The 19,337-nt window shown below is 70.9% G+C and carries 17 protein-coding genes; 11 read left to right on the top strand and 6 right to left on the bottom strand.

The features are described 5' to 3' along the window. Position 1: 1 nt before the first annotated feature. The 3 genes from AAC944_RS04385 to AAC944_RS04375 are packed head-to-tail and all read right to left on the bottom strand — an operon-like array spanning position 2 to position 3,204. Positions 2–865 carry a carbohydrate ABC transporter permease gene (locus tag AAC944_RS04385; RefSeq protein ID WP_030611880.1) on the bottom strand — a complete coding sequence of 288 codons (864 nt, stop codon included), beginning with the start codon at positions 863–865 and terminating at the stop codon, positions 2–4. After that, a complete protein-coding gene (locus tag AAC944_RS04380; RefSeq protein ID WP_030611884.1) occupies positions 858–1,877 on the bottom strand; it encodes a carbohydrate ABC transporter permease in 1,020 nt (339 codons plus the stop codon). The genes AAC944_RS04385 and AAC944_RS04380 overlap by 8 nt, the downstream gene beginning before the upstream one ends. Before the next feature lie 10 nt (positions 1,878–1,887). Further along, positions 1,888–3,204, bottom strand: a complete 1,317-nt coding sequence (locus tag AAC944_RS04375; protein ID WP_030611886.1) for an ABC transporter substrate-binding protein — start codon at positions 3,202–3,204, stop codon at positions 1,888–1,890. Positions 3,205–3,345: 141 nt separating this feature from the next. Between AAC944_RS04375 and AAC944_RS04370 the strand changes: the two genes are divergently transcribed. Further along, on the top strand, positions 3,346–4,662 hold the full coding sequence (locus tag AAC944_RS04370) for an ROK family transcriptional regulator (RefSeq protein WP_051871578.1): 1,317 nt from the start codon (positions 3,346–3,348) through the stop codon (positions 4,660–4,662). A 432-nt stretch (positions 4,663–5,094) separates the two neighbouring features. Further along, positions 5,095–5,946, top strand: coding sequence for a calcium-binding protein (locus AAC944_RS04365; RefSeq protein WP_030611890.1), 852 nt, complete (start codon positions 5,095–5,097; stop codon positions 5,944–5,946). A gap of 106 nt (positions 5,947–6,052) precedes the next feature. Here the strand turns inward: AAC944_RS04365 and AAC944_RS04360 are convergent, their stop codons facing one another. Further along, the gene (locus AAC944_RS04360; RefSeq protein ID WP_037771817.1) at positions 6,053–6,976 is read right to left on the bottom strand and encodes a glycoside hydrolase family 18 protein; all 924 of its coding nucleotides are present in this window, start codon (positions 6,974–6,976) and stop codon (positions 6,053–6,055) included. Between the two features lie 670 nt (positions 6,977–7,646). Between AAC944_RS04360 and AAC944_RS04355 the strand changes: the two genes are divergently transcribed. Together AAC944_RS04355 and AAC944_RS04350 are read left to right on the top strand one after the other, a co-directional pair. After that, entirely contained in the window at positions 7,647–9,191 is a 1,545-nt protein-coding gene (locus AAC944_RS04355; RefSeq protein ID WP_030611894.1) for a trypsin-like peptidase domain-containing protein, read from the top strand. Between the two features lie 3 nt (positions 9,192–9,194). Next, entirely contained in the window at positions 9,195–11,102 is a 1,908-nt protein-coding gene (locus AAC944_RS04350) for a CHAT domain-containing protein (protein WP_030611896.1), read from the top strand. Between the two features lie 30 nt (positions 11,103–11,132). Here the strand turns inward: AAC944_RS04350 and AAC944_RS04345 are convergent, their stop codons facing one another. Next, positions 11,133–11,573 carry a hypothetical protein gene (locus tag AAC944_RS04345; RefSeq protein ID WP_051871579.1) on the bottom strand — a complete coding sequence of 147 codons (441 nt, stop codon included), beginning with the start codon at positions 11,571–11,573 and terminating at the stop codon, positions 11,133–11,135. A 104-nt stretch (positions 11,574–11,677) separates the two neighbouring features. Then, positions 11,678–12,463 carry an IclR family transcriptional regulator gene (locus AAC944_RS04340; RefSeq protein WP_037771736.1) on the bottom strand — a complete coding sequence of 262 codons (786 nt, stop codon included), beginning with the start codon at positions 12,461–12,463 and terminating at the stop codon, positions 11,678–11,680. Positions 12,464–12,641: 178 nt separating this feature from the next. Here AAC944_RS04340 and AAC944_RS04335 point away from each other — a divergent pair, with 178 nt between their 5' ends. The 7 genes from AAC944_RS04335 (at position 12,642) to stsC (ending at position 19,323) form a co-directional block, all read left to right on the top strand. Continuing rightward, positions 12,642–13,967: an MFS transporter gene (locus AAC944_RS04335; RefSeq protein WP_051871580.1), complete on the top strand. Its 1,326-nt coding sequence runs from the start codon at positions 12,642–12,644 to the stop codon at positions 13,965–13,967. A gap of 7 nt (positions 13,968–13,974) precedes the next feature. Continuing rightward, the gene (locus tag AAC944_RS04330) at positions 13,975–14,778 is read left to right on the top strand and encodes a fumarylacetoacetate hydrolase family protein (protein WP_051871581.1); all 804 of its coding nucleotides are present in this window, start codon (positions 13,975–13,977) and stop codon (positions 14,776–14,778) included. Further along, positions 14,775–15,749 (top strand): sugar kinase, encoded by a 975-nt coding sequence (locus tag AAC944_RS04325; protein ID WP_030611910.1) that lies wholly within the window; start codon positions 14,775–14,777, stop codon positions 15,747–15,749. The genes AAC944_RS04330 and AAC944_RS04325 overlap by 4 nt, the downstream gene beginning before the upstream one ends. A gap of 43 nt (positions 15,750–15,792) precedes the next feature. Next, positions 15,793–16,419, top strand: coding sequence for an orotidine 5'-phosphate decarboxylase / HUMPS family protein (locus AAC944_RS04320; protein ID WP_030611913.1), 627 nt, complete (start codon positions 15,793–15,795; stop codon positions 16,417–16,419). Between the two features lie 40 nt (positions 16,420–16,459). Then, complete coding sequence (gene hxlB / locus AAC944_RS04315; protein WP_051871582.1) at positions 16,460–17,038, top strand: 6-phospho-3-hexuloisomerase; 579 nt, start codon at positions 16,460–16,462, stop codon at positions 17,036–17,038. A gap of 247 nt (positions 17,039–17,285) precedes the next feature. Then, on the top strand, positions 17,286–18,353 hold the full coding sequence (locus AAC944_RS04310; protein WP_030611919.1) for a polyprenyl synthetase family protein: 1,068 nt from the start codon (positions 17,286–17,288) through the stop codon (positions 18,351–18,353). Positions 18,354–18,423: 70 nt separating this feature from the next. Continuing rightward, complete coding sequence (stsC, locus tag AAC944_RS04305; RefSeq protein WP_030611922.1) at positions 18,424–19,323, top strand: somaliensene A/B synthase; 900 nt, start codon at positions 18,424–18,426, stop codon at positions 19,321–19,323. Positions 19,324–19,337 lie beyond the last annotated feature (14 nt).

The following is a 19,337-nucleotide window of genomic DNA, read 5'->3' as shown; positions in this document are numbered from 1 at the left end:
GTCACTTGACGGCGCCGGCCGTGAGTCCGGCGACGAGGTAGCGCTGGAGGAGCAGGAAGCCCGCGACGACGGGGACGCTGACCACGAGCGAGGCGGCCATGATCTGGTTCCAGTACACCTCGGTCTGGGTGGCGTAGCCCTGGAGGCCGATCGCGAGCGTGCGGGTGGTGTCGTTGGTCATGACCGAGGCGAAGAGCACCTCACCCCAGGCCGTCATGAAGGAGTAGATCGCCACCGCCACGATGCCGGGGACTGCGGCCGGCACGACGACCCGTACGAGGGCACCGAGCGGCCCGCAGCCGTCGACCTGCGCCGCCTCGTCCAGGTCCCGCGGGATGGAGTCGAAGTAGCCCACCAGCATCCAGATGGACAGCGGCAGGGTGAAGGTCATGTAGGTGAGGATCAGGCCGCCGCGCGAGCCGTAGAGCGCGACGCCGGTGGCGTTCCCGATGTTCACGAAGATCAGGAACAGCGGCAGGAGGAAGAGGATGCCGGGGAACATCTGCGTGGACAGCACCGTGACGGTGAACAGCCGCTTGCCCCGGAAGCGGTAGCGGCTCACCGCGTACGCGGCGAACACCGCGATCACCACCGAGCAGCCGGTCGCCGCGCCCGCCACGATCAGCGAGTTCACGAAGTACCGGCCCAGCGGCACGGTCTCCCAGATGTCCAGGTACGGCTGGAGCGTCACCCGGCTGGGGAACCACCTGAAGGCGCCGGTCACGTCCTGCAGCGGCTTGAGTGAACTGCTGAGCATCACGTACAGCGGCGTCGCCGTGAAGAGCGTCAGCAGGGTGAGCAGCACCCGCCGGGTCCAGACGAAGGACCGGGGCGGCGCGGTGGGCGACGTGCCGGCCTCAGCCATGCTCGCCCCTCCTTCCACGGCCGGTGACCAGCAGGTACACCGCCGTCACGACGAGCAGGAAGAGCAGCAGCAGGACGGACATGGCCGAGCCCGAGCCGAAGTTCCACGTCTCGAACGACGCCTGGTAGATGTGGATCGAGATCAGGTCGGCGGACTCCGGCGCCGCCTTGCCGAAGAGCACGTACGGCACGTTGAAGTCGTTGAAGGTCCACAGGAAGAGGACCAGGACCAGTACCTGATTGACGGGCCGCAGCGCGGGCAGTGTGATGTGCCGGATCTGCTGCCGGATGCCCGCGCCGTCCAGCTGCGCCGCCTCGTAGGACTCCCGCGGGATGTTCTGCAGCGCCGCCGTCAGCATCAGGAACGCGAACGGCCAGGTGCGCCAGACCGAGGTGACCACCAGCGCGAGGAAACTGTTGTCGCCGACCAGCCAGAACGTCGGCGAGTCCGTGAGCCCCAGCTGGTCGTGCAGGACGTGGTTCACCAGCCCGTTGTCCCGCTGGAGCAGGAAGGACCAGGTGATCACGGCGGTGTAGACCGGCAGCGCGTACGGGGTGAGGAACAGCGCCCGCAGCAGACCGCGGCCGCGGAACCGGTCCTGCATCAGGATCGCGGCCGTCACGCCGAGCAGCCAGGCCAGGCCGACGGCGAGCACGGTGAAGGTGCAGGTGACCGCGAAGGAGTGCAGCAGCGCCCGGCCGACCGGGGCGTCGAAGTCGACCGCCACGCGGAAGTTGTCCAGGCCGGCCCACGGGGCCGCGCCCCAGTTGCGGATGTACTCGTGGGTGAGTTCCTTGAAGCTCATCGCGATGCCGATGACCATCGGCACGATGTGGATCAGCAGTTCGAGCGCGAGGGCGGGGAGCAGCAGGAGGTAGGGAAGGCCGCCGCGCCTGAGCCGGCCGGGGAGGAAGGGCCGGCGCGGCGGCCGGTTCTCAGAGGCTGCGCCGGGCAGCGACGTGTCCGGCGCAGCCGTTCCGACGCCCTCGTGCTGTGCGGTGGGGGTGGTCATGGCGCGGGTCTCACTTCTGCATCTGCTGCTGGGCCTCGGTCAGCTTCGCCCGGACCTCGGCGGTACCGATTTTCTTGCCCGCCGCCGCGTCGGCCAGCAGCTCCTTCATGGCGCCGCCGACCAGCGTCTCGAACTGCGACTCGTCGGGGACCTGCGGCAGCGGCGCCGCGCTCTTGGCGAGCACCTCACGCTGCACGGCCTCGTCCGGGTCACGCGGCTTGCTCTTCTGCGCGTCCAGCACGGGTGAGAGCGCCCCGTACTCGGTGGTGAGGATCCGCTGCTCCTCGGTGGAGGTCATGAACTTCACGAACTTCAGCGCGCCGTCGATGTTGTCGGTGTTCTCGAAGACGGCCAGGTTGATGCCGCCGACCATGGAGTTGACGTGGCGCCGGCTGCCCGTGTCGGCGGACTGGAAGGGCACGGGCGCCACCCCGTACTCGTCCGGCTTCATGCCGTGCGCGAGCAGCGAGGTCCGCGCGGCCTGCCACAGCAGCATCCCGGCCTTGCCGGTGGCGAAGTCCCGCACCGACTGGTTCTGCGCGTACTCCGCGTTGCCCGGCGCGGCGATCCTGTCCTTGGCGAGGAAGTCGACGTACTGCTTGACGGCCTTGACGTTCGCGGGCCTGTCGAAGGTGGGCTTGCCGGCGGCGTCGAAGAAGTCGGCACCGTGCTGCTTGCCGAAGACGAAGGCGTGGTGGGAGTTCTCCGCCACGTTGCCGCCCTCGACGGCCAGTCCGTACTTCCCGTCCTTGGTGAGCTTCTTCCCGTCCGCCACCAGCTCGTCCCAGGTGGTGGGAGGCCGGGAGATGCCCGCCTCCTCGAACATCTGCTTGTTGTAGTACAGCGCGTACGTCAGCGAGTACAGCGGCACCGCCGCCGGGTCCTTCTTCGCCGCACCGGTGGCGGCCAGCGGGGCCGGGGCGAACCGTTCCTTGCCGCCGATCTTCTGGAAGGTCTTGTCGTCGAAGGGCAGCAGCGCGCCGCTCTTCTGCAGCGACGAGGACCAGGTGTTGCCGATGTTGAGCACGTCAGGGCCCTGCCCGGAGGAGGTCGCGGCGAGGATGCGGTCGAGGAGGGTGGCCCAGGGGATGACCTCCAGCTTGACCTTGATCCCGGTCTGCTGTTCGAACTTCTTCAGCTCCGGGCCGAGCACCTTCTTGTCGGCCTCCAGGCTGGACCCCTGGTTGGTCGCCCAGTAGGTCAGCTCCTTCGGGCTGTCGTTGTTGGCTCCGCCGCCCATGGCGGTACCGCCGCCACAGCCGGTGGCCAGGGCGGCGGTCAGTGCGGTGGTGAGCGCGGCGGCTGCCGCCATACGGGTTCTACGCATGGTCGTTGTGGCCCCTCCGGGAGGCGAGCGTCAAAGCTCTGAACACGGCTCCGTATTAACTTAAGGCGTGAGTTAAGTAGTGAGAGAAGGGGTCGTCAAGACACCGGGCACCGGTAAGTTGCCGGGGGAGGAAGGAGCCACATGCCCGAACGGCACCGCAGGACGGTCCGTGATCTGCGCCGCGGCAACCGCGCGCGACTGCTGCGCAGCCTGTACTTCGAAGGCCCGCTGAGCCGTCAGGAACTCGCCGCGCACACCGCCCTGAGCTCGGCGTCCATCAGCAATGTCACCGCCGACCTGCTCGCGGACGGACTGCTGGAGGAGGCCGGCTCGGTCGGCTCCGACGGGGGCCGCCCGCGCACCCTGCTCCGGGTGGCGCCGGACGCCGGATCGCTCATCGGCGTGGACGTCGGAGAGACACGAATACGCGTCGAACTCTTCGACGTGTCGATGACCGAGCTCGCCCGATGCGAACACCCTTTGAAGGACGACGGACACAACGTCGCCCACGTCGTACGCCTCATAGCCGACGGCCTGCGGGCGGTGCGCAGCGCCGGCGTGCCGCACGGCCCGCTGGTCGGCATCGGCGTCGGCGTGCCGGGCATCGTCGAGGAGGACCCGGCACGCGGCGGCGCCGTGGTGCACGGCCAGACCGTCGGCTGGGACGCCGTCCCCCTGGAATCCCTGCTCCGCGAAGCCGCCCGGCTGGACGAGCGGACGACGCTGTTCGTCTCCAACGGCGCCAAGACGCTCGGCCAGGCGGAGATGTGGTTCGGCGCGGGCCGGGGGGCGCGCGACGCCGTCATCGCCCTCATCGGCTCCGGCGTCGGCGCCAGCGTGATCACCGACGGCAGCGCGTACGGCGGCGCTGCGCACGGCGCGGGGGAGTGGGGCCACACCACCATGCAGCTGCGCGGCCGCCGCTGCCGCTGCGGCGCCCACGGCTGCCTGGAGGCGTACGTCGGCGCGGAGGCGGTCCTGGAGCGGTGGCGGGAAGCCGGCGGCGGGGCCGCACCCGGTGCCGACGAGGAGACCGCGCTGGCCGCGCTGCTCGCCTCCGGAGCCCCGGCCGCCGCCGACGTACTGGCCGAGACCGCCGAATACCTCGGCGCGGGCATCGCCGACCTGGTCAACCTCTTCAACCCCGAACGCATCGTCCTGGCCGGCTGGGCGGGCCTCCTCCTCGGGCCCCGCCTGCTGCCCGCCGTACGGGAGGCCACCGCGGCGTACGCCCTGCGCTTCCCGGCGGCGCGCGCCACGATCGAGCTCGGGCAGCTCGGCGCGGACGCGGTGACGGTCGGCGCCGCGACGCTGCCCCTGAGCCGCTTCCTCGACACCGGGGGCGTCACGGACCGGGCCGGCCCCACGGCATCCCCCGGTGCAACGGCACGCCGGGCCGGGCCCGTCGCGGTCCGAACCGGTGAGCGCGGGCCCGGCCGGTTGGCCCCGAAAGGGTGACCGTCGCCCGGCAGCAGCTGCCGGAGGGCGGCGGCCCCGCGGTGTGCCTGCCCGCGGGCCGACACTTGGCGCGCCCCCTCGGCGCAGTGGTACCTGCTCGTCACCGCAGCCGCGCGGTCACCGGGCTGCAGGTCACCGGTGACGTACGCGCCACCACTCAGGACCACACCCTGACCCGGCGCGTTCTCAAGAACGCGCGTACGAAGGTGACGGCCCGCCTGCCGGGAGGGGAGACGCTGCGGCCGCCGGGTTACCTTCCGGAACACTCCGGCGGAACTCCCGGAAGCCCGTGCATGACATGTGGTAACTACGGCCTCATAGAGGCATTTTCGGCGCAACCGTCGCAGCGGGGCACGTGTCTAGTCAGGTGATCGGTGCTCCGTACACCGGTCCCGACCGCCTCATCACCCGTTCCACAAGGGGGACTTCCGCATGCGCAAGCCCGCATTCGCCGCCACCGCAACCGCCGTCGCCACCCTCGCCCTCGCGGTGAGCGGTGCCGTGCTCACGGCGCCCGCCGCCCACGCCGACACCGCGCCCCAGGCCACCCTCGTCCACGACGAAGGCGCACTCCGGTACCAGGCCGCCGCCGGCCAGACGAACCGGCTTTCGGTATCCGTGGCGTACACCGACGTCGACCCCTCCGAGTTCGGGTCCGACTACCTCATCACCTTCCGCGACCAGGCCGGCATGGCCATCGACCCGAGCGCGGGCGAGTGGGACGCCTGCACCTTCCCCTCGGCGGCCGATCACACCGTCGTGCAGTGCACGATCCCCGAGCCCCTGGGCTCCGACGACTCCACCACCTACGAGGTGGACCTCGGCGACGGCGACGACACGGCGACGATCGCCTCCGACACCGCCGCGATCGCGGCGGTCCACGGCGGATCGGGCGACGACGTCCTCAAGGGCACCGGACAGAACCAGTACAACGGCGGGGACGGCAACGACCGCATCGACGGCACCGACGGCCTCGGTGCCGACGGCGGGGCCGGCGACGACGTCCTCACCGGCGCCTGCCAGTACATCTGCCGCGGTGGCGCCGGAGACGACGAGGTCACCGGCACCGGTGACATCAACGCCCTGTACGGCGACGACGGCAACGACATCCTGCACGCCGGGTCGGACAACGACGAGGTCTACGGCGGCCGGGGCAACGACACGCTGCACGGCGAGAACGGCAACGACACGATGTACGGCAACAGCGGCAACGACGTGCTGTACGGCGGCGCGGGCAAGGACACCCTCTCCGGCGGCCCGGGCACGAACAAGGTCTACCAGTGACCCGAGACCCGAAGGGGGCGGACGCCTCGCCCCCTTCGGTGGCCGTCAGGGCGTAGGGCCCGCCCCCGGCCGCGCCGAACACCGGGCGGGCGGTGGCACACCGGGGTCAGCGGAACAACGCCCCGGAAACCTCCGCCGCCCACCGCCACGGAGCGGCCGTGCCGCCCGGCTGGGAATTGAAGTACTCCCAGCCGGCCACCCCGCCGAATCCGGCGTACTTCTTCCGCAGCGCGCCGACCGTCGTCCTGAGGGTCGCCAGGTCGACATAGCCGTTGCCGTTGGCCGGGGCGGTCAGCGTGCCCGCGACGACCTTCTCGGCCGGGATCAGCCCGCGGCCGATGATCGCGTCGTAGTCCCGGGTCGCGGCCAGGCTGCCCCAGCCGTTGTAGAACTGGGCGTGGAACCACGCGATGTCGCGGCCGCGGTCCCGGTACAGCTTTTCGTAGTCGAATCCGGAGAGGTTCCCGCCGCCGCTCAGCGCGCTCGCCACCGGCGCGAGGGTGATGAGGAAGTCCGGCCCGAAGTCGGCCCGCAGCGCGTCGATGACCCGCTCGATCCCGGCGAGCGACATCCGCTCCTCGACATCGAGGTCCACACCGTCCAGCCCGTACCGGCGCAGGAAATCCCGCAGCAGCGGGTAATAGGTACCGAATTCGGTGTCCAGCCGCTGGAAACTGCCCGGCGCCGCACCGCCCAGCATGGCGAGGACACGCACGCCCCGCGCCCGCATCGTGTCCAGGTCCCGCCACATGACGTCGTACTTCGCCGCCTCAGGCGGGTCGTCGTTCAGATGCACCGGCGCGTACGGCCCGCCCACGTCGTTGAGGTGAACGGCCGCCACCAGTACGTGAGTTGTCCCGGTGCCGTGCTCGGTGAGGCCGAGCGGCGAGACGTACGCGCCGTTGGAGTACTGCGTCTGGTAATAGACGCAGAGCCGCCGGCCCGGCGCCACGGCCCCCGCGGCCCAGGCCGGTGCCGCGGCGGCCGCGGACAGTGCCAGCGACGCAAGAAGCACGCCACGTCTGCTCATGTGCATCGGACTTCTCCCTTTCCCGGGACCGCATTCCGAGTGACCTGAGTGATCCAAGTGATCTGAGTGCCTCGACTGTCCTGACTGACCCCAGTGACCACTGACCGGCCGCAGGCAATTCTGGCGAGGGAGGAAGAGGAAAGACCAGACCCGGACGGCAACTAATGCGCTTTAGTGACGGGCCGGCAGCCGGGGGCGGGGGCGGCCGGACGAGGCCGGGCCCCGCGGCGGCCGACCGGCGTAGCCTCTGACGCGGCCTAGGCCACTACGTTCGACAGCGTATGGACACCCATGGGGAACGATGCTTATCTCAGGGTGTCCGGCTTTCTGGTCTTGACTGATATGGGTGCACCCATTACTGAGCGGGACGCAGCGGGCCGACGAACACACCATGCTTTTCCCACAGCATCTCCCGCCACTCCTGCCGTCGTCGGCAGCCGCATTCCGAGTGCGGGGAGGCACCGCACCGCCGCTTGCCGCACCATCACCACGGACGCGGTACAGCGTCGGTACCAGAACTCACCGGCTGGTGTCAGTACGTGCATTTACGCATGTAGTGAAGTGAGCACCACCGGCCGGTGCGTCGTCCCTTCTCCCGCCGACGCTCTGGAGAGTCATGCTGCCCTTGAGGAAACAGAGAGGCCGCTCACGGAACCGCACTCGACTGCTCGTGGCACTGGTGACCGCGGCTCTGGTGCAGATCCCCGGCGGGGTCACCGCCGCGGCGGAAAGCGCTGACCCGCTGCCAGAGATGTCAGCGCAGAGCCGTGCGCAAGAGTGGATTCGGCCCGCGACCGTGTTCGTCCAGACGAACTGGACCGCTCGTGTCATCACCGACAACTTCGGGGACATGTCGTTGCAGTGGACCGAGGCGTGCACCGGGACGATCGTGAACTCGACCGGATACATAGTGACGGCCGGTCATTGCATCGATGACGGCCTGGAAGGCGCGCAGGGCGAGGCGATCGCGCGGGTCGTCGACGCGCTCATCGAATCCGAAGAGCTTCCTGCCTCGCAACGCGGCGCTCTGATCGAGAAGATCGCGCAGGGAAACATGGGATGGATCATCCAGGGGAGGTACAGGGATTCCCGTCCGGATCGCCAAGTGCACATTCAGGTAGGCGGCGGCCACGCCACTTGGCGCATTGGAGAAGATCCCGACTTCTCGGATGACATGTCGGCTCGTGTGCTCGAGGTGAAGCCTCACAGCGAAGGCGACGTCGCGCTACTGAAGGTGGAACAAGAAGATCTTCCGGTGGCGGTGGTGTCACCGAAGAGCGGCATCCAGGAAGGCGACGAAGTCCTCGCCATCGGCTACCCCTATGGGCTCGCGAATTTCGCTGAGAAAGCTCAGGAAAAGGAAATCGCCTTGACCAGCCGGGGCGGGCGGATCGACTCCATGGACACGGAGGGACAACACGGCCAGGGCAACCTGTTCTACGCGACCAGCGCCGATCTGAGTGACGGCATGAGCGGTGGCGCCACGATCGATCTGGACGGTCAGATCGTCGGTCTGGCGAGTTCCGTATCGCTGCAACGTGACGCCAACTACATCGTGCCGGCCACGGTCGTCAGTGAGTTGCTGAGCCGCAACGGAGTGAAGAACGAACTCGGGCACCTCGACACCATTTACCGGGCGGGGCTCACCGATTTCTACCACGGCTATTACAGCGACGCCATCAACAAATTTGACCAGGTGACCGCGATCATGCCGTCCAACAAGCCGGCGGTGGAGAAGAAGGCGAAGGCAGCCGAGCTGAAGCAGAAGTACGGTGACCGGCCCAAACCCCAGCCCGAACCCCAACCCCCCGCGCCGGACGACCCCGGCGTGCCCGTGGCGTTGATCGCCGGTATCGGTGGAGGCGTTGTGCTGGCGGCGCTGCTCGTGTTCGGTCTGTTGTGGCGCCGGCGGCGGCGGAACGGTCCGCCGCCGGAGGAGCAGCACCCGCCGGCCTCCGGCGGTGCCCCGCCCGGGTACGGGCAATGGGCGGCCGGGGCGTCCCGGCCGCGCGGGTCGGAGACGGTCACCCTGCGCCGGGACCCGTCGGCCCCGGGTGGGTTCCGTCCCGAGCGTCCCCCCAAGTGCCCGCAGTGCCATTGGCCGTACAACCCCGGCGCCGTGTTCTGCACCCACTGCGGCCATCGGCTGTCGGAAGGGCAGGCCCGCTCCGAGGGGCCGGACCCGACACGTCGGGCCTCACCCGAAGGGCCGTGACCGATGCGTGAGCGGGGCTTCGAGCTGGAGCTCGAGGTGAGCGAGACGAACGCGGGGTACCGCATCGAGGCCAGGTCCGGTGTCGGTGGCGAATGCGTCGCCGACACCGGCCTCACTCCGCAGGACCTGCTGCTCGAACAGCGGCTGCAGCGTCTCCGGTTCGCCTTGCTGTCCTCCGCCGCGGTGACCCGCAGGGTGCCGTCCAGGGACGAAGAAGCGGTGCAGCAGCTGGGGGCGGAGCTGTTCGACAAGCTGTTCGTCGGGGACGTGCGGACCTTGTTCGACACGACCCGGCAGCAGGCGGCGCAACAGGACTGCTCGGTGCGGCTCGTCCTGCGGCTGCGGTCGGCGGAGTTCGCCGCGCTGCCCTGGGAGTTCCTCTACGACACGCGGCGCGACGACTACCTCTCGCTGAGCATGCCGCTGGTGCGCTATCCGGAGATTCTGGAGACGGCGCGGCCGTTGCGCGTCGCACCGCCGTTGCGGATCCTCGGCATGAGTGCCCGCCCGGCGGGGCTGGACCGGCTCGACGTGGCGGCGGAGAAGGCGCGGCTGCAGCGCGCGCTGAGTCATCTGGCGCGCGACCGCCGTATCGAACTCGACTGGGTCCAGGGGGAGACCTGGCGGGACCTCGTCCACGCCCTCAACAGCGGGAAGTGGCATGTCCTGCATCTGATCGCGCACGGGGGCTTCGACACCGTCGCCGGTGAAGGGGTGTTCTATCTGCCCGGCGGGGACGCCAGTACGTACTGTCTCAGGGCCAGTCGGCTCGCCCAGGTCGTCAATCTGCATTCCTCGCTGCGGCTGATCCTGCTGAACTCCTGTGAATCGGCCCTTGCGAGCACGACGGATCTGTTCTCCAGTTCGGCTGCCACGCTCATCCGGCGGGGCGTTCCGGCCGTGCTGGCCATGCAGTTCGAGATATCGGACGACGCGGCGATCGAATTCACCAGTTCTTTCTACGAGGGGGTCGCTTTCGGGCAGCCGATCGATGTGGCCGTCCGCAATGCCCGCCTCGAACTCAGCCTGGCCCGTCCCAACAGCCTGGAATGGGGCACCCCGGTCCTCTATCTCCGGCAGAGCGACGGCCAGATCTTCGATGTGGCGCCGACGCAGGCCCCGGTCTTCCCTGAGCAGGACGAACCGGAGAGTCCCCGGCCGGTGCAGCCGCCGGAACAGCCCTGGCCCGGACCCGAACCAGGGCCTCAGCCCCCGCACGAACCAGGGCCTCAGCCCCCGCACGATCCAGGGCCTCAGCGTTCGTTCGATCCAGGGCTCCTGCGCCCGTCCGTTCCAGGGCCTCAGCGTTCGTTCGATCCAGGGCCTCAGCGCCCGCCCGAGCCGGAGTTCCAGCCCCCGCCTGCTGACGTGCCGTATGCCCGGGTGCCGACGCCCGGTGGCCCCGTACGTCCGCCGAAGGCGCGGGGGGACCGCGGCGGCCGGAAGCGAGGGTCCGGCAACCGCCGCCGCCTCCTGGTCGTTGCCGCGGCGGTCGTCGGTGCTCTGGCTGTTCTGCTGGCGGTGATGTTCACCTCGGCCAAGCCGTCGGCTCCGACGCGGTCGGCCGTCGTCCGGGTGGAGGCCAACCAGCCCTGGACCAGGACGGGCGTGCAGGTACGGGCGGGGCAGCAGTACAGGATCGAGGCCACCGGCCGGGTCTCCTCGGAGTCGGGTACGTACAGCGGTCCGGACGGTGACGCCGGCCGGCGGAACGACTCCTTGGTCTGGGTGGAGCAGGTGAACTTCGCAGCGTTGCTCGCCAAGGTCGGCGACCAGGCCACTCCCTTCTTCGTGGGGGGTGGCGTCAACGGCCGTGCGGAGACCGCGGGGGAGTTGCTGCTCGGACTGAACGATCGCACCGCCGACGACAACACAGGGGACTTCACCGTGACCATCAGGCTCTTCAGCTGAAGGGGAAGGGGAAGGGGAAGGGGCGCAGGGTCAGCCGGAGCTCCATGCGTGCCGGGCCCGGTCGTACCGCAGGGTGGCGCCGGGTGATGCGGCGAGATCGCTGGTCAGAAGGGCGTGGTAGCCCTCGATCGGCAGGTCGGGTTCCAGGGTGATCCGGGTGCCGCTCTGCTCGTCCTGGAGGACGAGTACGTGTGCGGTACCGGTGGCCGTCGTCCGTCCGGGAAGCACGCGCTGGATCAGATTGCGCAGACTCTGGAAGGCGTCCTCGGCGAATTTCGAGGCCAGGGTGTTCAGGAAGGAAGCCAGCGGCAAGGTGGCCAGGACGAGCAGATCGAACTGGGCGCCCCGCCTGGGCGGAAGCAGCCGGACGGTGGGAGTGAGCCCCCACCCCCGGAACTCCGCTTCGATGTCATCCATCACGTCCGCGCTCAGCTTGTCGCTCAGGACGAGGTCGACTTCCATGCCTTCCATACCCCAGAACGTATCCAGCCGTCCGTACGGACGTGAAGACGTCGACACGGCCCGGCTTCGTGGACGATCGGCAGCCGGCAGGCGCTCCGGTTTCTGGCACGGCCTCAGCAGGCCCTGGGCGGCAGCAGTGCCGCGAGTTCCTGGGCTGCGGTCGTCAGGGCGGGGCGGAGGGCCAGCAGGTCGGGGAGGGGCATGCGGAAGGCGGGGGCCGCGACCGAGAGTGCGGCGTGTGCGATGCCGTCCGGGCCGGTGATGGGGACGCCGAGGGCCCGGATGCCGGGTTCGTGTTCCTCGTCGGCGACGGCGTGCCCCTGGGCCCGTACCGTCTCGATCTCCGTGCGGAAGGCCGCCCGGTCGGTGATCGCGTTGGGGCCCAGCGCGGTCAGTTCGACGCCGTCGACGAGTGCTCGGCGTACGTCCGCCGGGGCGAACGCGATCAGTGCCTTGCCCATCGCCGTGCAGTGCACCGGGCCGTGCTTGCCGGGCTCGCCGCGGACGCTCACCTGCTGCGGGCCTTCCACGTGGTGGATGTAGAGCTGCTTGTCGCCGTCCAGTACCGACATCAGGACGGCCTCCCGGCAGGTTTCGGCGAGCCTGCGCATCACGGGGAGCGCGACCCCGGCGAAGCCGTGCGCGTGCGAGACCCGCTGGCCGAGCTGGTACACCCGCAGGCCGAGCGTGTAGTGCTTCGAGCGGGCGTCGAACTCCACGAAGCTGTCCCGGGTGAGGGACTTCAGGAGCCGGTAGCACGTGCTGGTCGGGAAGCCGGAAGTGCGGGCGAGTTCCGAGAGGGTGACGCCGCCCGGGCGCTCGCCGAGCAGGGTGAGCACGTGCAGGGCCTTGCCGACCATGTCGGAGGGCGGAGCGGGGGCGGAAGTGCTGGCGGACATGTCGTCAGTTTCCCACACCGTTTCCCGTATCGCGGCAAGGGTTTCTTCCATACGGAAACAATCCGTTGACAGGCGGAAACGTGGCCGCCATTCTCTTTTCAGCTTGCGGCAGGCCTTGCCGCATCGTGGCAAAAACCCGCTCGCCCTGCCCTGCCGTCTCGGGAGAAAGGCCTCCTGGATGTCGACGACCCCGCCCCCGGCCGCCGCCCCGGCGCCCGCCGCCGCCCTCAGCCGCCGGCGCTGGACCCGGCTGATGCCCGTGGTCTTCGTGACCTACAGCTTCGCCTACCTGGAACGCTCCAACTTCTCCGTGGCCGCCGCCGGCGGCATGGCCGACGATCTGCACATCACCGGCTCCGTCTCGGCCCTGCTCGGCTCGCTGTTCTTCCTCGGCTACTTCGCCTTCCAGATCCCCGGCGCCATCTATGCCGAGCGACGGAGCGTCAAGAAGCTCATCGTGTGGTGCCTGGTGCTGTGGGGCGTGCTCGCCACCGCGCAGGGACTCATCCCCGACGTGCGCGTGCTGATGGTGGTGCGCTTCCTGCTCGGCGTCTCCGAAGCCGCGGTGCTGCCCGCGATGGTCATCCACATCACCCACTGGTTCACCTCCCGCGAGCGCGGCCGCGCCAACACCTGGCTCATCCTCGGCAACCCCGCCACCGTCCTGTGGCTCACCGTCGTCTCCGGCTATCTCGTCGAATGGGTCGGCTGGCACGGCATGTTCATCGCCCAGGGCGTACCGGCCCTGATCTGGGCGGTCGTCTTCCACAAGTGCATCGACGACCATCCGCGCGACGCCAAGTGGCTGACGCCCGAGGAGCGCACGGCCCTCGAAGGCGCCCTCGCCGCCGAACAGCGCCGGCTGCCCGCGGCGGGCGGCAGCTACCTCGCCGCGCTCCGCTCCCGCAACGTCGTCCTGCTCTCCCTCCAGTACTTCCTGTGGAGCCTCGGCGTCTACGGCTTCGTCTTCTGGCTGCCGTCCATCGTCCGCGCCGGCAGCGACGAGGGCATCGGCCTCACCGGCCTCATCTCGGCCCTGCCGTACGTCTTCGCCTGTGCCGCGATGCTCTGGAACAGCCGCGCCTCGGACCGGGCCGGCGCCCGCGGCCGGTACGTGTGGCCCTGGCTGCTGCTCGGCGCCGCCGGCTTCTACGGCTCCTACCTGCTCGGCGACGCGTTCTGGCTGTCGTACCCGCTGCTGTGCGTCGCCGCGGCCGGTATGTACGCGCCGTACGGCCCCTACTTCGCCACCATCCCCGAACTCCTCCCGCAGAAGCTGAGCGCCGCCGCCGTCGGCCTCATCAACTCCTTCGGCGCGCTCGGCGGCTTCGCGGGCAGCTACCTGATCGGCACGCTGAACGACGTGACCGGCTCCACCGCCACGTCATTCCTCACCATGGCCGGCTGCCTCGTACTCGCCGCCGCGCTGATGTGCGCGGTACGGGCGCCCCGCGCTGACGCCGTCCCGGTGCCGCTGACGGCACCCCTCACGAAGGACGCCTGACAGCAGCATGCGCATCGCCCGGATCGCCCACGCCGGCGGCACCGCACACGCCGTACTCGACGGTGACACCGCCGACCTCGTCGCCGACCCGTTCGCGGCCGGGGGAGCGGCGGGCGGCGCCGCCGCCCGTGCACCCGTACGCCTCGGCCGCCGCCTCCCGCTCGCCGAGGTCCGGCTGCTCGCCCCGGTCGAGCCGCGCACCGTCGTCGGCATGGCCCGCAACACCGGCCCGGCCGACCGCGCCCGGCCCCCGCAGGCCTTCCTCAAGCCTGCCCGCTCGGTCATCGGCCCCGAGGAGCCGGTGTACCTCCCGGACGGCATCGGCCGCGTCGACGCCGAGGCCGAACTGGCCGTCGTCCTCGCCGACTCGCCCGCCGGACACACCCCCGACACCGTCCTGCGCACCGTGTTCGGCTGGGCCGTCGCCAACGACATCACCGCCCGCGACCTGCAACGCGACGACCCGCTGTGGACCTCGGCCAAAGGCCGGCCGGGCTTCACCCCGCTCGGCCCCTGGATCGAGACCGAGCTCCCCGCACCCGACGACACCGAGGTATCGCTCGCCCTCGACGGCGTACCGCTGCGCCCCGCCTCGACCCGCGAACTCGCCCGCGGCGTGGCCGAGATCCTCTGCTACCTGGGCGGCTTCCTGCCGCTCGGCCCCGGTGACGTCGTCCTCACCGGCGCCCCCGGCGAGTACGGTCCGATCGGCCCAGGAGGGCGGGCGGACGCCACCGTCGCCGGCATCGGCACTCTGACCACACCCCTCGGCACCCCGACCACCCACGTACGCGCCGGAGGCCCCCGTTGACCCCCAGCCCTCCCCCTCGGCGCCGCCTCGACGTGGTGACCTTCGGCGAGGTCATGGGCATGCTCGTCGCCGCCGACGACGGACCGCTGGCCGACGTCACCCACTACACCCGCTCGCTGGCCGGCGCCGAGATCAACGTCGCCACCGGACTGGTCCGCCTCGGCCACCGGGCGGGCTGGGTGGGGCGCGTCGGCGACGATCCGCTCGGTGCCCACGCGCTCGCCGCCCTGCGTGCCGAGGGCGTGGACACCGCCCAGGTGACCGTGGACCCCGAGGCCCGTACCGGCTTCCAGCTCAAGAGCCGCGTCACCGCGGGCGACCCGGAGGTGGTGTACTTCCGCAGGCACTCCGCCGGCAGCCGCCTGGCGCCCTCCGAAGCCACCGACGCCTACCTACGCGGCGCCCGCCACCTCCACGTGACCGGCATCCCCGCCGCCCTCTCGCCCACTGCGCGCGCCTTCACCCACCGCGCCATGGCCACGGCCCGCGCCGCCGGGCTCACCGTCTCGTTCGACCCGAACCTGCGCCCCGCGCTCTGGCCCGACCGCGACGAGATGGTCCGGACCGTCAACGATCTGGCGGCCCGCGCCGACTGGGTACTGCCGGGACTGGACGAGGGCCGGCTGCTCACCGGCGAGCGGGCCCCCGCCGACGTGGCCCGCTGGTACCTGGCGCGGGGCGTGCGCCGCGTCGTCCTCAAGGACGGCGCGCGCGGCGCAGACCTGTACGACGCCGCGGGCGGGACCTGGGCGCAGCCCGCCCTCCCCGTACGGGCCGTCGACACCGTGGGTGCGGGCGACGGCTTCGCGGCCGGGCTGATCAGCGCCCACCTGGACGGGCTCGGCCCGCGCGCGTCCCTGGCCAGGGCCGCCGCCGTGGGCGCCCTCGCCACCACCAGCCACGGCGACCGGGACGGCCTGCCCACCCGCACCCGGCTGACGGCGTTCCTCCGCTCCCACGCCGCCGCCTGACCGACCCGTCCGGACACCCTGAGAAACACGAGGAGTTGGCCTCATGGCCGTAGAGCTGCAGATCGCCCTGGACCGGATGCCCCTGGCGCGGGCGGTCCGGATCACCGAGGCCGTCGCCCCGCACACCGACTGGATCGAGGTCGGCACCTCGCTGATCAAGCACTTCGGGATGCGCGCCGTGACCGAGGTCGCCGCGGCGGCGGGGCACGTCCCCGTACTGGCCGACCTGAAGACCGCGGACGACGCGGTGTTCGAGTTCACCCTCGCGTACGACGCGGGCGCCGCCTCCGCGACCGTCCTCGGGGCCGCCGCCGACGCGACCCTGGACGCCGCCGTGCGCGTCGCCGCCGAACGCGGTACCGAGACCGTCGTCGACCTGATGCGGACCACCGGGGGACGGCGCGCCGCCCTCGCCGCGCGGCTCCCCGCCGACACCGTGCTCGCCGCCCACGTCGGCAAGGACGCCCAGCGGGCCGGCGGCAACCCCGCCGATCTCCTCGGGCCCTGGCGGCACGGCCGCCGGGTCGCCGTCGCGGGCGGCCTGACCGCCGCCGACCTGCCGGCCTTCACCGGCCCCGACTCCGTACGTGTCATCGTCGGCTCCGCGGTGACCGCCGCCGCCGACCCCGGAGCGGCGGCCCGCTCCCTCGCCGCGGCCGCCGGCCGCTGACACCCGCCGCACCCACCCTCCCACCACGTAAGGAACCACCATGACCGACCGGCGCGAACTCCCCACCACCGCAGCCCTGCTGGACACCGTGCAGGACGAGATGCGCGGCGTGCTCGCCGCCGTCGACGCCACGGCGCTCGACACGCTCGCGGCCGTACTCCTGCGCGCCCGCCGCGTCTTCGTCGCGGGTGAGGGCCGCTCCGGCTTCATGGCCAAGGCCTTCGCCATGCGGCTGATGCACCTCGGCCTGCCCGTCCACGTCATCGGCGAGACCACCACCCCGGCCGTCGCCGACGGCGACACCGTCGTCGCGGTCTCCGGCTCGGGCACCACGGCCGGCACGGTGCGGGTCGCGGAACAGGCCGTCAGGGCGGGCGCCGAGGTGCACGCCGTGACCACCGCGCCGGACTCCCCGCTCGGCTCCCTGGCCGCCTCCGTCCTGCTGCTCCCCGCCGCGACGAAGTACCGGCGCGCCGGTGAGGCCCCCAGCGTCCAGCCGCTCTCCAGCCTCTTCGACCAGGCCACCCATGTCGGCCTGGACGTCGTGGCGCTCCGCCTCGCCCACCTGCTGGAGGTGGACAACGAGCACGCCCGCGCGGCCCACGCGAACACGGAGTGAGTGACCGTCAGCGGTGGCGGCGGCCACGGTCAGGTGTGCGGGTGCGACGTGGCATTCCCCGGTACGATCCTACCGGGCGAAACACATCAAAAGGGCTAAGCTGGACATGTCAGCTGAATATGCGTAGTTTGCCTTTTCGTTCACCGCGCTCGCGCCTGCGCTCCGGCTCCGCGCGTACGCGCCTACCGACAGATCGGATGAATGGCCAAATTGAACCTGTCCGGCGCACACCGACCACGCTCCTCCCATGAGTGCTGAAACGCTCACGGCCGAGTCCGACTTCTTCGCGCCCCGCGCGGCCATCGACGACCTCCTCCGGGCGTTCCTGACGGAGAAGGCGCAGACCGCCGCCCTGCCCGGCCAGTCGGCGCTCGCGCTCCTCCTGCACGACTTCCTCGATGGAGGGAAGCGGGTCCGCCCGCTGCTGTGCGTGACCGGATGGCGTGCGGCAGGGGGGCGGGGCGATCCCGCGGACGCCGTCCGGCTGGCCGCCTCCATCGAACTCGCGCACGCCTGCGCGCTCATCCACGACGACATCATGGACGCCGCCGACAGCCGTCGCGGGCGCCCCACGGTGCACCGGCTGCTGGCCGACAATCACCAACTCCCGTCGCTGGCCGAGCGGTTCGGCCTGGGCGGCGCCATCCTCGTGGGTGACCTCGCCCTCGTCTGGTCCGACGAACTGCTGCACACCACGCCCATGCCCGACACCCACCGGACCGCCGTACTGCGCTGCGTCGACCTCGCGCGGAGCGAACTGATCGCCGGCCAGCACCTGGACCTGCTCACCACCGGCGACCTCGACGTGAGCGTCGAGACGACGCTCACCGTGGTCCGCTACAAGACGGCCAAGTACACCATCGAACGGCCCTTGCAGGTGGGGGCCGCGCTCGCCGGTGCCGGACAACAGGTCATGGACGCCTGCACCGCCTACGGGGTGCCCCTCGGCGAGGCGTTCCAGCTCCGGGACGACGTACTCGGAGTGTTCGGCGACCCGGACCGGATGGGCAAGTCACACCTGGACGACCTGCGCGAGGGCAAGTGCACCAGCCTCATCGCCCATGCCCTGCGCGCCGCCGTCCCCGCCCAGGCCGGCCGGCTGCGCGCGCTGATCGGCGACCCCCGTCTGGGGGAGCGGGAAGCCGCGGAGGTCCGCGCCATCCTCACCAGCACCGGGGCCCGGGACGCGGTCGAGCGGATGATCGAGGAGCGGTACCGGCAGGCGCTGGACGCGCTGGCCGCCGCGCCCTTCCCGGCCGACGCGGTCCGCACCCTGGAGGCCGTCGCGGAGGCGACCGTACACCGCACGGCATGAGCCGCGGCACGATCCCGACCGACCCGCACACGGAAACCGCCTGCCCGAGCACGGAGTACGGAGCCGAGCAATGACGACGATGACCACGCGGGCTCCCGCGGCGGTTCTGCAGAGCGCCTGGCGCGAGATCCAGCTGAGCTGGCTCTTCATCCGCGCCGACCGCTGGACCACCGTGTTCCCCGCCACCTGCTTCGTCATCGCGGCCACCGTGCACGCACGGTTGTCCCCCTACGAGACGGTGGTCACCGTCGGTATGGGCGCGCTGTACTTCTGGCTGTTCGTCTACGAGCACACCCTGGCCAACCAGCTCGTCGGAGTGGAGGAGGACCGCCTCAACAAGCCCTTCCGGCCGTTGGTCACGGGCGACTGCACCCTCCGCGGCGCCCGGCTGCGTCTGATCGCCGTCCGGATCGCCTTCCCCGCGTACGGCTACTGCCTGGGCGTCCTGAAATGGGCCCTGATGTGGCAGATCCTCTCGCTGCTCCAGCACGAGTACGGCTGGGGCCGGCACTGGCTGGGCAGGAACCTGTACGCCGGGGTCGGGGTCGTCGCCCAGCTGGCGGCCGCCTGGGAGATCGTCGGCGTCCTCACACCGGACGCCTGGCGCTGGATCGTGACGCTGATGATCACCGTGACCCTGCTCATGTCCGTCCAGGACCTCCGCGACATCAACGGCGATCGCGCGGTGCACCGCTCCACCATGCCCCTGGTCCTCGGCGAGACGCGCACCCGGATCTTCCTGTGCGCCGGCTTCGCGGTGGGACCCGTGGCCATCCACCGCTTCCTGATGGCGCCGGCGGGCCCGCACTGGTGGATCGTCGCGACGGACCTGGTGCTCGGCGGCCTGAGCCTGCTGCTGGCGGTCCGGGTGATGCTGCTGCGCGGCCCGGAGCACGACCAGCGGACCTACCGCCTGGTGGAACAGTGGTACACCCTCGCCCTTGCCGCCTCCATCTACACACTACGCTGACCAGGGGGACCCGT

The sequence above is a fragment of the Streptomyces sclerotialus genome (genome assembly GCF_040907265.1).
Lineage (GTDB): Bacteria > Actinomycetota > Actinomycetes > Streptomycetales > Streptomycetaceae > Streptomyces > Streptomyces sclerotialus.
Note: the sequence above shows the minus strand (reverse complement) of the source record. Positions and strands in the feature narration are given on the sequence as shown.

What these genes read in the sequence shown, in the direction of transcription:
- AAC944_RS04385 (WP_030611880.1), bottom strand. Translation starts at nt 865, where the DNA reads ATGGCTGAGGCCGGCACGTCGCCCACCGCGCCGCCCCGGTCCTTCGTC.
- AAC944_RS04380 (WP_030611884.1), bottom strand. Translation starts at nt 1,877, where the DNA reads ATGACCACCCCCACCGCACAGCACGAGGGCGTCGGAACGGCTGCGCCG.
- AAC944_RS04375 (WP_030611886.1), bottom strand. Translation starts at nt 3,204, where the DNA reads ATGCGTAGAACCCGTATGGCGGCAGCCGCCGCGCTCACCACCGCACTG.
- AAC944_RS04370 (WP_051871578.1), top strand. Translation starts at nt 3,346, where the DNA reads ATGCCCGAACGGCACCGCAGGACGGTCCGTGATCTGCGCCGCGGCAAC.
- AAC944_RS04365 (WP_030611890.1), top strand. Translation starts at nt 5,095, where the DNA reads ATGCGCAAGCCCGCATTCGCCGCCACCGCAACCGCCGTCGCCACCCTC.
- AAC944_RS04360 (WP_037771817.1), bottom strand. Translation starts at nt 6,976, where the DNA reads ATGAGCAGACGTGGCGTGCTTCTTGCGTCGCTGGCACTGTCCGCGGCC.
- AAC944_RS04350 (WP_030611896.1), top strand. Translation starts at nt 9,195, where the DNA reads ATGCGTGAGCGGGGCTTCGAGCTGGAGCTCGAGGTGAGCGAGACGAAC.
- AAC944_RS04345 (WP_051871579.1), bottom strand. Translation starts at nt 11,573, where the DNA reads ATGGAAGGCATGGAAGTCGACCTCGTCCTGAGCGACAAGCTGAGCGCG.
- AAC944_RS04340 (WP_037771736.1), bottom strand. Translation starts at nt 12,463, where the DNA reads ATGTCCGCCAGCACTTCCGCCCCCGCTCCGCCCTCCGACATGGTCGGC.
- AAC944_RS04335 (WP_051871580.1), top strand. Translation starts at nt 12,642, where the DNA reads ATGTCGACGACCCCGCCCCCGGCCGCCGCCCCGGCGCCCGCCGCCGCC.
- AAC944_RS04330 (WP_051871581.1), top strand. Translation starts at nt 13,975, where the DNA reads ATGCGCATCGCCCGGATCGCCCACGCCGGCGGCACCGCACACGCCGTA.
- AAC944_RS04320 (WP_030611913.1), top strand. Translation starts at nt 15,793, where the DNA reads ATGGCCGTAGAGCTGCAGATCGCCCTGGACCGGATGCCCCTGGCGCGG.
- hxlB (WP_051871582.1), top strand. Translation starts at nt 16,460, where the DNA reads ATGACCGACCGGCGCGAACTCCCCACCACCGCAGCCCTGCTGGACACC.
- AAC944_RS04310 (WP_030611919.1), top strand. Translation starts at nt 17,286, where the DNA reads ATGAGTGCTGAAACGCTCACGGCCGAGTCCGACTTCTTCGCGCCCCGC.
- stsC (WP_030611922.1), top strand. Translation starts at nt 18,424, where the DNA reads ATGACGACGATGACCACGCGGGCTCCCGCGGCGGTTCTGCAGAGCGCC.